This window comes from Pseudomonas sp. MSSRFD41 (genome assembly GCF_014230245.1).
Taxonomy (GTDB): Bacteria; Pseudomonadota; Gammaproteobacteria; order Pseudomonadales; family Pseudomonadaceae; genus Aquipseudomonas; species Aquipseudomonas piscis.
The window spans coordinates 70,588-82,562 of the sequence record NZ_JACKZK010000004.1 but is presented as its reverse complement, the minus strand read 5'-3'; the positions used below and the strand labels follow the sequence as shown (position 1 = coordinate 82,562).

Below are 11,975 nucleotides of genomic sequence, written 5' to 3'. Positions count from 1 at the left end.
TTGCCCCTCAGCCCAAGCACCACACCAATCCCTGCATCGCCAGCCAGGCAAACACGCCGGCCAGAATATCATCAAGCATGATGCCGACGCCGCCGTGGACATGCCGGTCTACCCAGCGAATCGGCCAGGGCTTGAGGATGTCGAAGAAGCGGAACATCAGGAACCCCGCCAGCAGCCATTGCCAGCCTTCGGGCACCAGCCACAGGGTAATCCACATACCGACCATCTCGTCCCAGACGATGCCTTCGTGGTCATGCACACGCAGGTCGTCGGCCACCTTGCCGCAGAGCCAGAAGCCGAACAGCATGGTGACGCCGAGCATCAGCCAGTAACCCCAGTCCGGTAGCATCTGCCACAGCGGGATAAAGGGTAGCGCAACCAACGAACCCCAGGTGCCCGGAGCCTTGGGCAGGGTGCCCGAACCGAAACCGAATGCGAGGAAGTGCCAGGGATTGCGCCAGACCGACGGCGGTACGAATTCCGCCGGGACCTGCTTGGGATGATCTGTCACGGTGTCTCCGGAAAATGTTGGTAGCCGCGGATGTCCGGGGTAATGTCCTGCCCGCCGGCATCCAGCAGCGCCACGCCTTGCCCGGCCACCACCTGCCCCACCACCTGCAGCGGCCAGCCGGCTGCCTGCAGCGGTGCCAGCTCGACGGCAGGCAAGGTGAAGGCCAGCACATAGTCGTCGCCGCCACTCAAGGCCGCGGCGCGCGCGCCCTCAAGGCCAAGAAAGTCCACCAGGGGCTTGGACAGGGGCAGCTTTTCCAGCTCCACCTGCAACCTCACCGCGGACGCAGCGGCGATGTGCCCGCAATCGGCGAGCAGCCCATCGGAGATGTCCAGGGCCGCCGTGGCCCTGCCGCGCAAGGCCTGGCCCAGGGCCAGTTGTGGCTGCGGCGACCAATAGTGGGCCAGCAGCGGATCGGCCACCTCGGGTTCGGCACGGCGCTGGCCCAGCACCAATGGCAAGGCGCCGGCGGCATTGCCCAGCGGACCGCCGACACACAGCAAGTCGCCGGGCCGGGCACCGCTGCGGGTCAGGGCCAGGCCCGCGGGTACGCGACCGAACACAGTGACGGTCAGGGTCAGCGGGCCGCGGGTGGTGTCGCCACCGATCAGGCGCACGGCGCAATCCTGGGCCATGGCATTCAGGCCACGGGCATAAGCGGCGAGCCAATCGGCACTTACCGTCGGCAGGGTCAGGGCAAGGGTGAAGGCCAGCGGCGTGGCGCCCATGGCGGCCAGGTCGCTGACGGCCACCGCCAGGGAGCGTTGGCCAAGAAGAAACGGCTCGCAGGGATCGGCGAAATGCACGCCCGCCACCAGGGTGTCGGTGGAAATCGCCAACTGCTCGCCAGGAGCAACCGCCAGCAGGGCACAGTCGTCGCCGATCCCCAGGGCAACGCCCTCGCCGCCCTGCGCACAAGGCGCGGCAGCGAAGAAGTTACGGATCAGTTCAAACTCGCCCATGGCAACTGCAAGCGCGGATCAGCGCTTGAACGCCTTCACTTCTGCTGCACGCAGGCGTGGGGCCAGCTTGTCGAGGACGCCGTTGACGAACTTGTGGCCATCGGTGGAACCGAAGACCTTGGCCAACTCGATACCCTCGTTGATCACCACGCGGTACGGCACGTCGACACGCTTGAGCAGTTCCCAGGTGGACAGGCGCAGGACCGCCAGCTCCACAGGGTCCAGCTCGTCGATGGCCAGGTCCAGGCAAGGTACGAGGGCGTTGTCGATCTCGTTCTTGTTGGCCGGGACCCCGTGCAGGATTTCACGGAAGTAGGCGCCGTCGATGTCGGTGAAATCGTTGTCGACCCGGAACTGCGCTTCGATTTCGTTCAGCGAGTGCTTGGCCATGTGCCATTGGTACAGCGCCTGGGTCGCGAGCTGGCGGGCTTCGCGACGCTTGGCGCTCTTGGATGGCTTGCCGGCGTTGGCAGGCTTGGGCTCGCGCGGGTTGAAACGATCGCTATCGTCGCTAATCACTTGGCCTCCAACTGCGCCAGCAGGCTGACCATTTCCAGGGCGGACAAGGCAGCTTCAGCCCCTTTGTTGCCGGCCTTGGTGCCGGAACGCTCGATGGCTTGTTCGATCGAGTCGACGGTCAGTACGCCGAAGGCCACTGGCACGCCGAACTCCATGGACACCTGGGCCAGGCCCTTGGTGCATTCGCCAGCCACGTATTCGAAGTGCGGAGTGCCGCCACGAATGACCGCGCCCAGGGCGATGATCGCCGCGTACTCGCCCTTCTGCGCGACCTTCTGGGTCACCAGGGGAATCTCGAAGGCGCCAGGAGCGCGGATGATGGTGATGTCGCTTTCGCTCACGCCATGGCGGACCAGGGCGTCAACCGCGCCGCTGACCAGGCTTTCGACGACGAAGCTGTTGAAGCGGCCGACCACCAGGGCATAGCGGCCTTTAGGGGCGATGAAGGTACCTTCGATGGTCTTCAGGGTCATTCGACAAATCTCTTAAAGAGCCGGAGCGTGTCTAGTACACGCTCCTGAGTGATGTTTGAACCGCGAATTTCAAGCTGGCAACGGCCGGCTTTTATTCGGAGGGCACGTATTCTACAACTTCCAGGTCGAAACCGGATATCGCGTTGAACTTCATCGGCGCACTCATCAGGCGCATCTTGCGCACGCCCAGGTCACGCAGGATCTGCGAACCAGCACCGACGATGCTGTAGGTGGTCGGTTGTTTCTTCACCGGCTGGCGCTCGGTGGTCTCGCGGATATGCGCCAGCAACTCGTCGCCATCCAACGGATGACCCAGCAGCAGCACCACGCCGCTACCGGCCTCGGCCACGGTGGCCATGGCCGCCCGCAGGCTCCAGCGCCCAGGTTGCTTGACCATCAGCAGATCGCGCAGCGGATCCATGTTGTGCACCCGCACCAGGGTCGGCTGCTCGGCGCAGATCTCGCCCAGGGTCAGGGCCATGTGCACGTCGCCCTCCACGGAATCACGATAGGTCACCAGGTTGAACTGGCCCAGTTCGCTGTCCAGGGGCTGCTCGGCAATCCGCTGAACGGTACGTTCGTGGATCATCCGATAGTGGATCAGGTCGGCGATGGTGCCGATCTTGATATCGTGCTCGGCGGCAAAGGCCTCCAGTTCGGCGCGACGGGACATGGTGCCGTCGTCGTTCATCACTTCGCAGATCACCCCGCTAGGCTCGAAACCAGCCATGCGCGCCAGGTCGCAAGCCGCTTCGGTGTGGCCGGCACGGGCCAGGGTACCGCCAGGCTGGGCCATCAGCGGGAAGATGTGGCCCGGGCTGACGATGTCCTCGGCCTTGGCATCCTTGGCGGCCGCCGCTTGCACGGTGCGCGCGCGGTCGGCGGCGGAGATGCCGGTGGTCACGCCTTCGGTGGCCTCGATGGACACGGTGAACTTGGTGCCGAAGCCACTACCGTTGCGTGGCGACATCAATGGCAGCTTGAGCAGCTCGCAACGCTCGCGGCTCATGGGCATGCAGATCAGGCCACGGGCGTGCTTGGCCATGAAGTTGATGTGTTCGGCCTTGCAGCACTCGGCGGCCATGATCACGTCGCCTTCGTTCTCGCGGTCTTCGTCATCCATGAGGATGACCATCTTGCCTTGGCGGATGTCTTCGACCAGTTCTTCGATGCTGTTGAGCGCCACGCGGCACCCCCCTTCTTTCAAAATTTGAGGTTCAGGATTTGAGGTAGCCGTTAGCGGCCAGGAAGCTTTCGGTGATGGTGCTGCCCGTGGCCTGGGCGGCCTTGTCGCCCAGTAGCAGGCGCTCCAGGTAGCGCGCCAGCAGATCGACCTCGAGGTTGACCTGACGGCCTGGCCGGTAGTCGGCCATGATGGTTTCCGCCAATGTGTGGGGCACGATGGTCAGTTCGAATTCGGCACCGTTCACCGCGTTGACCGTCAGGCTGGTGCCGTCGACGGTGATCGAGCCCTTGTGGGCGATGTACTTGGCCAGCTCCTTGGGCGCACGGATACGGAACTGGATGGCCCGGGCATTCTCCTCCCGCGCTACCACCTCACCGACGCCATCCACGTGACCGCTGACCAGGTGACCACCCAGGCGAGTGGTCGGGGTCAGGGCCTTCTCCAGGTTGACCCGGCTGCCGGTCTTCAGCTGGTTGAAGGCGGTGCAGTCCAGGGTCTCGCGGCTGACATCGGCCCAGAAACCATCGCCGGGGAGTTCCACCGCAGTCAGGCAGACGCCGTTCACCGCGATGCTGTCGCCCAGCTTGACGTCGGTCAGGTCAAGCTTGCCGGTTTCTACATAGACCCGCACATCTCCGCCTTTTGGGGTCAATGCGCGAATGCTGCCGATGGATTCGATGATGCCGGTGAACATGGAGTCCTCCTCGAGAACAGGGCCGCCGGGTAGGCGAAAGTCGGGAATTATACGCTCGCTGACGGGGCGGGAATGGCAGTGACTCGCCAGTCATCGCCAACCGCGCGCATTTCAATGATCTTGAGCAATGGCGCCTCGCTCATCTGCTCCAGCGGCCAGTCCAGCAATGGCCGGGCCGAGGAGCCCAGGAACTTGCCAGCGATGAAGATCTGGTACTCGTCCACCAGTCCCTGGCGGGCAAAGGCCCCGGCCAGGCGTGGTCCGGCTTCCACCAGCACTTCGTTGACACCCCGGGCCGCCAGCTCCTTGAGCAGGCGCTGCAGGTCCACCTGGCCATCGGGGCCGGGAACGATCAGGCATTCGGGACCGTTGGCGTATTGCTCCTCCACCGCGACACAGGTCGCCACGAGGGCCGGGCCCGCCTTGAAGAATGGCGCATCCAGCGGCACTCGCAGGCGTCCATCGACCAGCACCCGCAGCGGTGGCCGGCCCATGGCCAGGGCCGTCTGCCCGGCATCCAGCCCCAGCTCGGCGGCACGTACCGTCAGCCGGGCGCCATCGGCCAGCACGGTATCGGCGCCAGTCAGTACCACGCTGGACTCGGCCCGCAGGCGCTGTCCCGCCGAACGTGCGGCAGGGCCGGTAATCCATTGGCTTTCGCCGCTGGCCATGGCGGTACGCCCGTCGAGGCTCATGGCCAGCTTGACCCGCACATAAGGCAGGCCATGCTCCATGCGCTTGAGGAAACCCTTGTTGATCGCCCGCGCCTCGTTCTCCAACACCCCGCAATGCACAAGGATGCCGGCCTCGGCCAGGCGTCCCATGCCGCGCCCGGCGACCTGCGGATTGGGGTCCTGCATCGCCGCGACCACGCGCGCCACTCCGGCGCCGACCAGGGCATCGGCGCACGGTGGCGTACGTCCATGATGACTGCAGGGCTCCAGGGTCACGTAGGCGGTGGCGCCACGGGCCTGGTCCCCGGCCGCGCGCAGGGCATGCACTTCGGCATGGGGCTCGCCGGCACGCACATGCCAGCCCTCGCCCACCACCTGGCCGTCGCGCACGATGACGCAACCGACACGGGGATTGGGATGGGTGCTGTAGTGGCCCTTGCGTGCCAGCTCCAGCGCGCGAGCCATGTAGTGGGCGTCGAGTACCGCCTGCTCCGCGGACTGGCTCATTGCTTGGCCGGCTCGCGGGCCAGGCGGTCGATCTCTTCGCGGAACTCGTCGAGATCCTGGAAGCGCCGGTAGACCGAAGCGAAGCGGATATAGGCGACTTCATCGAGCTTTTGCAACTCGCCCATCACCAGTTCACCCACGACCAGCGACTTGACCTCGCGCTCGCCGGTGGCCCGCAGCTTGTGCTTGATGTGCGCCAGCGCCGCTTCCAGGCGCTCGACGCTCACCGGGCGTTTTTCCAGGGCGCGCTGCATACCCGCGCGCAGTTTGTCTTCGTCGAAGGGCTGGCGGCTGCCATCGGTCTTGATCAGACGCGGCATCACCAGTTCGGCGGTTTCGAAAGTCGTGAAACGTTCACCACAGGCCAGGCATTCACGCCGGCGACGGACCTGTTCGCCCTCGGCGACCAGTCGCGAGTCGATGACCTTGGTGTCGTTGGCACCGCAGAAGGGACAGTGCATGGTGGCAGGCAACAAAAAAAGGGAGGGCCATGGTAGCGCATCCCACTGGCAAGACAAGCCATAGCCTTTACGGTATACAGACCGACTATTATGTTTCGCACATGGAAATCTGCCTCGTTGGAGCTTCAAATGCCCCTCAGACCGCTCGTTTTGCTCAGCCTCGTCAGCCTCCTGGTCGCCTGCAGCAGCGATGCGCCGAAACCCGTGGCCAACACTTCCGCCAAGCCCCAGGCCGTGCAGAACACCCAGGAACCGGTAGACCTCGGCCCCCTCCCGGCCTACCAGCGGGAGTTGAGCGGTAGCCTCAATGGCGTGCCAGCCGGGGCCAACGTCGAGCTGGCGCTGCTGGTGATCGATGAACGCGGCCGCCCCCAGCGCCTGCTGGCCAGCAGCAACCTGACCGGCACCGACCGGGTCCTGCCGTTTCGCCTGCGCTTCGCCCCCGAGGCCTTCCCCGCGGGCGCCCGGGTCGAACTGCGAGGCCGCGCCAGCCAGTCCGGGCAGTTGATCCTGCACCTGCCGGCACAACGCATCGACCAGCCCACCACCCAGGCCCTGGGCCAACTGCAATTCGTCAAAGCCCCATGACACCACCGCTCGAACTGCAAGCGGCACTCGGCGAACTGCTGGGGGACGCGCAACTGGTGGCTTGCGAGCTGCCCGAGACCGAACTGCGACTGTGGCTGCTCGATGATCGCAACATGGACCGTGCCTTCACCCCCGAAGAAACCCGGCGCATCCTCCACGACCCGCCCTACTGGAGCTTCTGCTGGGCCAGCGGCCTGGCCCTGGCTCGCTACCTGGCCGAACACCCGCATTGGGTGCGTGGCAAGCGCGTGCTGGACTTCGGCGCGGGCTCCGGCGTGGCGGCGATCGCCGCAGCCAGGGCCGGGGCGCTGGAGGTGGTGGCCTGCGACCTCGACCCCCTGGCCCTGGCCGCCTGCCGGGCCAACGCCGAGCTCAATGGGGTGGAATTGGGCTACAGCGCCGACTTCTTCAGCGAGGCCGATCGCTTCGACCTGATCCTGGTGGCCGATGTGCTCTACGACCGTGCCAACCTGCCGCTGCTGGACGAATTCCTCAGTCGTGGCCAGCAGGCCCTGGTGGCGGACTCACGGGTCAGGGACTTCCAGCATCCCTTGTACCAGCGCCTGGAAATGCTCAAGGCCCTGACCCTGCCCGACCTGGCCGAACCCTGGGAATTTCGCAACGTGAGCCTGTATCACGCACAGCGCCCCGCGAGCGCCAGCATGGCGGCACCGGCGATGGCGATCTCCCCCGGGCAAGCTTTATAGTGACGCCATTCCCGCTTATTCGAGAGACCCCATGAGTCAGGACACGCCGTACATCTTCGATGCCCGCACCGCCGATTTCGACCAGTCGGTAATCGAAAACTCCTTCCACAAGCCGGTCCTGGTGGACTTCTGGGCCGAGTGGTGCGCGCCGTGCAAGGCACTGATGCCGATGTTGCAGCAGATCGCCGAGAGCTATCAGGGCGAACTGCTGCTGGCGAAGGTCAACTGCGATATCGAGCAGGACATCGTCGCCCGCTTCGGCATTCGCAGCCTGCCGACCGTGGTGCTGTTCAAGGACGGCCAGCCGGTGGATGGCTTTGCCGGCGCCCAGCCGGAATCGGCGGTCCGCGCCATGCTCGAACCCCATGTACAGATGCCGCCACCCAAGGCCGACGACCCCATGGAACTGGCCGAGGCGCTGTTCGCCGAAGGCCGCATCGCCGACGCCGAAGCCACCTTGAAAGTCCTGCTGGGCGAAGACAACACCCAGGCCAAGGCCCTGATCCTCTACGCCCGCTGCCTGGCCGAACGCGGTGAACTGGACGAGGCCCAGACCGTGCTCGATGCGGTCAAGAGCGATGAACACAAGGCGGCCCTGGCCGGCGCCAAGGCACAGATCACGTTCCTCAAGCAGGCGGCGTCCCTGCCGGATGCCGCCGACCTGAAGGCGCGCCTGGCCAAGGATCCCCAGGACGACGAGGCGGCGTACCAGCTGGCGATCCAGCAGCTGTCCCGCCAGCAGTACGAGGCGGCCCTGGACGCCCTGCTCAAGCTGTTCATGCGCAACCGCAGCTACAACGAAGGCATCGCCCACAAGACCTTGCTGCAAGTCTTCGACCTGCTGGGCAACGACCATCCATTAGTGACCACCTACCGGCGCAAGCTGTTCGCCGCGCTGTACTGATCTCTCCGGGGCTGGCCTGCCACAGGACACGCTGGGCAGCGCTGGCCCGCCTTCAGCCCCTCACGATACCCAGCTATAGATCGGCGTATCCGCGCCGCTGACGACCTTGACCCGGGCGCAGTGGCGCAGGCGCACCAACAACCGCTTGCCCGCCGCCGCACTACCGGCCAGACCCTCCAGCTGTTCCAGCAACTCCGGCCCGCTGAGCTGGCCGGCCTGGCGCAGCAGTTCCTGGGCGGTCTGCCACAAGGTGTCCTCCTGGCCCGGCGGTTTGCTGGCTACTGCGGCGGACGCTGGCTGGGCCGGTTGAGCGGCCTGCAACTGTGTCCCCAACTGTCCTGCCAACTGGGCCCAGTCGCCTGCGTCCAGCTCCAGGGTCAAATCCACCGGCAAGTCGCCGATGCTTCCACGAATCCGCAACATCGCTGTGCTCCCGAAAATTTCTGACGAGCATGCTCCCACGCGTCTTGCGCAACGCCAAGCAGGCGGTCAAACTCTGCCACCGATAGCGTTATAAGATTACATAACATTTATTTCACTTGCGTCCCGGAGACTTGCCATGCGCCGCCTGCTACTCGCCCTGCCGTTCGCCCTGTTGCCACTGGCCGCTACCCAGATCGCGCAAGCCCATGACCACGAACACGAGCATGAACACGGCAGCCTAGGCGCCCATGAACATGGCGTGGCCCGGTTGAATGCGGTGCTCGATGGCCAGGCCCTGGAGCTGGAACTGGAAAGCCCGGCGATGAACCTGGTGGGCTTCGAGCATGCTCCAGGCAGCGACGCCGACAAGGCCAAGATCAGCGCCGCCCGCAAGCAACTGGAGCAACCCCTGGCACTGTTCAGCCTGCCCACGGCCGCCAACTGCAGCGTGGCCAGCCAGGAGCTGGAAAGTCCCTTGTTCGGCGACCAGCCAGCCATGGCCGACCACGACGATGACGACGAAGGCGCCGCTGGCCATGAACATCACCACGAACACAGTGAGATCCACGCCCACTACCGCTTCGCCTGTGCCAAGCCCGAGGCCTTGAAGAACCTCGACCTGGGGCAGGTCTTCAAGACTTTCCCCGCCACCCAGAAAATCCAGGTACAACTGATTTCGCCAAGCGGCCAGCAAGGGGTCGAGGCCACCGCCAAGGCCGCCACCCTGAAGTTCTGAGGCCACGCCTTGCTCCAGCCGTGGCCCGGACACGGCAGGAGCCGACATTCATTCGCTGATCATCGGCCCGACATGACGCAAGCACTCATCGAACTGTCCGACCTGGGCTTCAACTGGCCCGGCCAGCCCCCGTTGCTGGACATCCCCGCCTTCGCCTTGCAAACCGGTGAAACCCTGTTCCTCAAGGGGCCCAGCGGCAGCGGCAAGACCACCCTGCTGGGCTTGCTGGGCGGGGTGCAGAAACCCACCCAGGGCAGTATCCGCCTGCTGGGCCAGGAGCTGGGCGAGTTGTCCGCCGGTGCCCGCGATCGCTTTCGCGTCGACCACACCGGCTACATCTTCCAGCAGTTCAACCTGCTGCCCTTCCTCTCGGTACGCGAGAACGTCGAGCTGCCCTGTCATTTCTCCAAGCTGCGAGCCAGCCGCGCCGTGCAGCGCCACGGTAGCGTCGACCAGGCTGCCGCGACCCTGCTGGCCCACCTGGGCCTGAAGGCCCCCGACCTGCTCGGCCGCCGCGCCGACTCACTGTCCATCGGCCAGCAACAGCGGGTCGCGGCGGCTAGGGCATTGATCGGCCAACCGGAGCTGGTGATCGCCGACGAACCCACGTCGGCGCTGGACCAGGACGCCCGCGAGGCCTTCATCCAGTTGCTGTTCAGTGAGTGCCGCGAAGCCGGTGCCAGCTTGCTGTTCGTCAGCCACGACCAGAGCCTGGCGCCGCTGTTCGATCGTCACCTGTCGCTGGCCGAACTCAATCGCGCCGCCAAGCCTGCCGAGGTCTGAGATGTATCTGTTCCGCCTAGCCATGGCCAGCCTGGCTAACCGTCGCTTCACCGCGTTCCTCACCGTGTTCGCCATCGCCCTGTCGGTCTGCCTGCTATTGGCGGTGGAACGGGTGCGCACCGAAGCCCGCGCCAGCTTCGCCAGCACCATCAGCGGTACTGACCTGATCGTCGGCGCCCGCTCCGGCTCGGTGAACCTGCTCTTGTATTCGGTGTTCCGGATCGGCAACGCCACCAACAACATCCGCTGGGACAGCTTCGAGCACTTCGCCAGCAATCCCAAGGTGAAATGGGCGATCCCGATTTCCCTGGGCGACTCCCATCGCGGCTACCGAGTGATGGGCACCACCGAGGCCTACTTCCAGCACTACCAGTACGGCCACCAGCAGAACCTGCAGCTGGCCGTGGGCCGGGCCTTCGCCAGCGATCCATTCGAGGTGGTGCTGGGAGCGGAAGTCGCCGAGGCGCTGCACTACAAACTGGGGGACCAACTGGTACTGGCCCATGGCGTGGCGGCCATCAGCCTGGTCAAGCACGATGACAAGCCCTTCACCGTGGTCGGTATCCTCAAGCGCACCGGCACCCCGGTGGACCGTACCCTGCACATCAGCCTGGGTGGCATGGAGGCGATCCACATCGACTGGCACAACGGCGTGCCGGCCCGTGGCGCGGGTCAGATCAGCGCCGACCAGGCGCGCAACATGGACCTGACGCCCCAGGCCATCACCGCTTTCATGCTGGGCCTGAACAGCAAGATCTCGACCTTCGCCCTGCAGCGCGAGATCAATGAGTTCCGCGGCGAACCGATGCTGGCGATTCTTCCCGGCGTGGCCCTGCAGGAACTCTGGAGCCTGATGGGCACTGCCGAGAAGGCCTTGTTCGTGGTCTCGCTATTCGTGGTCCTCACCGGCCTGATCGGCATGCTCACGGCGATCCTCACCAGCCTCAACGAGCGCCGTCGGGAAATGGCCATCCTGCGTTCGGTGGGTGCCCGCCCCTGGCATATCGCGACCCTGCTGGTACTGGAGGCCTTCGCCCTGGCCCTGGCGGGGGTCATGGCCGGGCTGGCGCTGCTGTACCTGGGCATCGCCCTGGCCCAGGGCTACGTGCAATCGAATTACGGCCTGTACCTGCCGCTGTCCTGGCCCAGCCCGTATGAGTGGACGCTGCTCGGCGGTATCCTGGTTGCCGCGCTGCTGATGGGCAGCGTGCCGGCCTGGCGCGCCTACCGGCAGTCCCTGGCCGATGGCCTGTCGATCCGTTTGTGAGCATCGATCCATGAAGATTCAACGCCTGCTTCACTCCCTGTTCGTCCTGTCGCTGCTGGCCAGCCCGGTCTCCTGGGCCGCAGCTGCGCGGGAGCTGACCTGGTCGGAAATGATCCCGGCCGGAGCTCCAGCCGAGGTGCCGAACATGAAGCCCCTGCACGACCTGTCGCAGATGAGCGATGCGCTGTCGGCCGAGTCGGCGCCGGCGGCCAAGCAGGAGCTGCCCGATGCCCCGGTGGTCCAGAGCCTCGATGGCCAGTCGGTGCGCCTGCCCGGCTACATCGTGCCCCTGGAAGTGAGCGAGGAAGGCCGCACCACCGACTTCCTGCTGGTGCCGTATTTCGGCGCGTGCATCCACGTACCGCCGCCACCGTCGAACCAGATCGTCCATGTCACCAGCGAGGTCGGGGTGAAGCTCGACGAGCTCTACCAACCCTACTGGGTCGAGGGCGACATGCAGGTCAAGCCTTCAACCAGCGAGCTGGCGGATGCCGGTTACCAGATGGCGGCGCAGAAGATCTACGTATACGAACTGCAAGAGTGAGCGTCGATCACGGGGAACCTTGCGAACCTCGCGCCC

The 11,975-nt window shown here is 65.4% G+C and carries 16 protein-coding genes; 7 read left to right on the top strand and 9 right to left on the bottom strand.

The window, feature by feature from the left end:
- Positions 1 to 7: 7 nt before the first annotated feature.
- The 8 genes from H7A76_RS09235 to nrdR all read right to left on the bottom strand — a co-directional run bounded on the left by H7A76_RS09235 (position 8) and on the right by nrdR (position 5,987).
- A complete protein-coding gene (locus H7A76_RS09235; RefSeq protein ID WP_185698203.1) occupies positions 8 to 511 on the bottom strand; it encodes a phosphatidylglycerophosphatase A in 504 nt (167 codons plus the stop codon).
- Positions 508 to 1,473 carry a thiamine-phosphate kinase gene (thiL, locus tag H7A76_RS09230; protein WP_185698202.1) on the bottom strand — a complete coding sequence of 322 codons (966 nt, stop codon included), beginning with the start codon at positions 1,471 to 1,473 and terminating at the stop codon, positions 508 to 510. The genes H7A76_RS09235 and thiL overlap by 4 nt, the downstream gene beginning before the upstream one ends.
- An 18-nt stretch (positions 1,474 to 1,491) precedes the next feature.
- On the bottom strand, positions 1,492 to 1,992 hold the full coding sequence (gene nusB, locus H7A76_RS09225) for a transcription antitermination factor NusB (protein WP_185698201.1): 501 nt from the start codon (positions 1,990 to 1,992) through the stop codon (positions 1,492 to 1,494).
- Positions 1,989 to 2,465, bottom strand: coding sequence for a 6,7-dimethyl-8-ribityllumazine synthase (gene ribE, locus H7A76_RS09220; RefSeq protein ID WP_022641271.1), 477 nt, complete (start codon positions 2,463 to 2,465; stop codon positions 1,989 to 1,991). The genes nusB and ribE overlap by 4 nt, the downstream gene beginning before the upstream one ends.
- 91 nt (positions 2,466 to 2,556) lie before the next feature.
- Positions 2,557 to 3,651, bottom strand: coding sequence for a bifunctional 3,4-dihydroxy-2-butanone-4-phosphate synthase/GTP cyclohydrolase II (gene ribBA, locus H7A76_RS09215; protein ID WP_185698200.1), 1,095 nt, complete (start codon positions 3,649 to 3,651; stop codon positions 2,557 to 2,559).
- A gap of 31 nt (positions 3,652 to 3,682) precedes the next feature.
- Positions 3,683 to 4,345: a riboflavin synthase gene (locus H7A76_RS09210; protein ID WP_185698199.1), complete on the bottom strand. Its 663-nt coding sequence runs from the start codon at positions 4,343 to 4,345 to the stop codon at positions 3,683 to 3,685.
- A gap of 47 nt (positions 4,346 to 4,392) precedes the next feature.
- Positions 4,393 to 5,526, bottom strand: a complete 1,134-nt coding sequence (gene ribD, locus H7A76_RS09205) for a bifunctional diaminohydroxyphosphoribosylaminopyrimidine deaminase/5-amino-6-(5-phosphoribosylamino)uracil reductase RibD (protein ID WP_185698198.1) — start codon at positions 5,524 to 5,526, stop codon at positions 4,393 to 4,395.
- Positions 5,523 to 5,987, bottom strand: a complete 465-nt coding sequence (gene nrdR, locus H7A76_RS09200) for a transcriptional regulator NrdR (RefSeq protein WP_031320603.1) — start codon at positions 5,985 to 5,987, stop codon at positions 5,523 to 5,525. The genes ribD and nrdR overlap by 4 nt, the downstream gene beginning before the upstream one ends.
- A gap of 129 nt (positions 5,988 to 6,116) precedes the next feature.
- On the opposite strand from nrdR, the gene H7A76_RS09195 reads away from it, so the two are divergent.
- Genes H7A76_RS09195 through trxA form a run of 3 tightly spaced genes read left to right on the top strand, consistent with a single transcriptional unit; the run spans position 6,117 to position 8,186 of the window.
- On the top strand, positions 6,117 to 6,575 hold the full coding sequence (locus H7A76_RS09195; RefSeq protein WP_185698197.1) for a hypothetical protein: 459 nt from the start codon (positions 6,117 to 6,119) through the stop codon (positions 6,573 to 6,575).
- Positions 6,572 to 7,282 carry a class I SAM-dependent methyltransferase gene (locus H7A76_RS09190; protein WP_185698196.1) on the top strand — a complete coding sequence of 237 codons (711 nt, stop codon included), beginning with the start codon at positions 6,572 to 6,574 and terminating at the stop codon, positions 7,280 to 7,282. Before H7A76_RS09195 ends, H7A76_RS09190 begins: the two co-directional genes overlap by 4 nt.
- Before the next feature lie 31 nt (positions 7,283 to 7,313).
- On the top strand, positions 7,314 to 8,186 hold the full coding sequence (trxA, locus tag H7A76_RS09185) for a thioredoxin (protein ID WP_185698195.1): 873 nt from the start codon (positions 7,314 to 7,316) through the stop codon (positions 8,184 to 8,186).
- 60 nt (positions 8,187 to 8,246) lie between these two features.
- On the opposite strand, the gene H7A76_RS09180 is transcribed toward trxA, so the two are convergent.
- A complete protein-coding gene (locus H7A76_RS09180; RefSeq protein WP_185698194.1) occupies positions 8,247 to 8,609 on the bottom strand; it encodes a hypothetical protein in 363 nt (120 codons plus the stop codon).
- Between the two features lie 136 nt (positions 8,610 to 8,745).
- Here H7A76_RS09180 and H7A76_RS09175 point away from each other — a divergent pair, with 136 nt between their 5' ends.
- From H7A76_RS09175 to H7A76_RS09160, 4 genes are all read left to right on the top strand, one after another.
- On the top strand, positions 8,746 to 9,345 hold the full coding sequence (locus H7A76_RS09175) for a DUF2796 domain-containing protein (RefSeq protein WP_185698193.1): 600 nt from the start codon (positions 8,746 to 8,748) through the stop codon (positions 9,343 to 9,345).
- 72 nt (positions 9,346 to 9,417) lie between these two features.
- Positions 9,418 to 10,128: an ABC transporter ATP-binding protein gene (locus H7A76_RS09170; protein WP_185698192.1), complete on the top strand. Its 711-nt coding sequence runs from the start codon at positions 9,418 to 9,420 to the stop codon at positions 10,126 to 10,128.
- Position 10,129: 1 nt separating this feature from the next.
- Positions 10,130 to 11,395 (top strand): ABC transporter permease, encoded by a 1,266-nt coding sequence (locus H7A76_RS09165; protein ID WP_185698191.1) that lies wholly within the window; start codon positions 10,130 to 10,132, stop codon positions 11,393 to 11,395.
- 10 nt (positions 11,396 to 11,405) lie between these two features.
- Positions 11,406 to 11,939 (top strand): DUF3299 domain-containing protein, encoded by a 534-nt coding sequence (locus H7A76_RS09160; protein ID WP_185698190.1) that lies wholly within the window; start codon positions 11,406 to 11,408, stop codon positions 11,937 to 11,939.
- Positions 11,940 to 11,975 lie beyond the last annotated feature (36 nt).

Excerpts from the sequence above, each read along its gene's own strand:
- ribD (WP_185698198.1), bottom strand. The coding sequence starts at position 5,526 with ATGAGCCAGTCCGCGGAGCAGGCGGTACTCGACGCCCACTACATGGCT.
- H7A76_RS09195 (WP_185698197.1), top strand. The coding sequence starts at position 6,117 with ATGCCCCTCAGACCGCTCGTTTTGCTCAGCCTCGTCAGCCTCCTGGTC.
- thiL (WP_185698202.1), bottom strand. The coding sequence starts at position 1,473 with ATGGGCGAGTTTGAACTGATCCGTAACTTCTTCGCTGCCGCGCCTTGT.
- trxA (WP_185698195.1), top strand. The coding sequence starts at position 7,314 with ATGAGTCAGGACACGCCGTACATCTTCGATGCCCGCACCGCCGATTTC.
- H7A76_RS09190 (WP_185698196.1), top strand. The coding sequence starts at position 6,572 with ATGACACCACCGCTCGAACTGCAAGCGGCACTCGGCGAACTGCTGGGG.
- H7A76_RS09210 (WP_185698199.1), bottom strand. The coding sequence starts at position 4,345 with ATGTTCACCGGCATCATCGAATCCATCGGCAGCATTCGCGCATTGACC.
- H7A76_RS09170 (WP_185698192.1), top strand. The coding sequence starts at position 9,418 with ATGACGCAAGCACTCATCGAACTGTCCGACCTGGGCTTCAACTGGCCC.
- ribE (WP_022641271.1), bottom strand. The coding sequence starts at position 2,465 with ATGACCCTGAAGACCATCGAAGGTACCTTCATCGCCCCTAAAGGCCGC.
- H7A76_RS09160 (WP_185698190.1), top strand. The coding sequence starts at position 11,406 with ATGAAGATTCAACGCCTGCTTCACTCCCTGTTCGTCCTGTCGCTGCTG.
- H7A76_RS09165 (WP_185698191.1), top strand. The coding sequence starts at position 10,130 with ATGTATCTGTTCCGCCTAGCCATGGCCAGCCTGGCTAACCGTCGCTTC.
- H7A76_RS09180 (WP_185698194.1), bottom strand. The coding sequence starts at position 8,609 with ATGTTGCGGATTCGTGGAAGCATCGGCGACTTGCCGGTGGATTTGACC.
- nrdR (WP_031320603.1), bottom strand. The coding sequence starts at position 5,987 with ATGCACTGTCCCTTCTGCGGTGCCAACGACACCAAGGTCATCGACTCG.
- H7A76_RS09175 (WP_185698193.1), top strand. The coding sequence starts at position 8,746 with ATGCGCCGCCTGCTACTCGCCCTGCCGTTCGCCCTGTTGCCACTGGCC.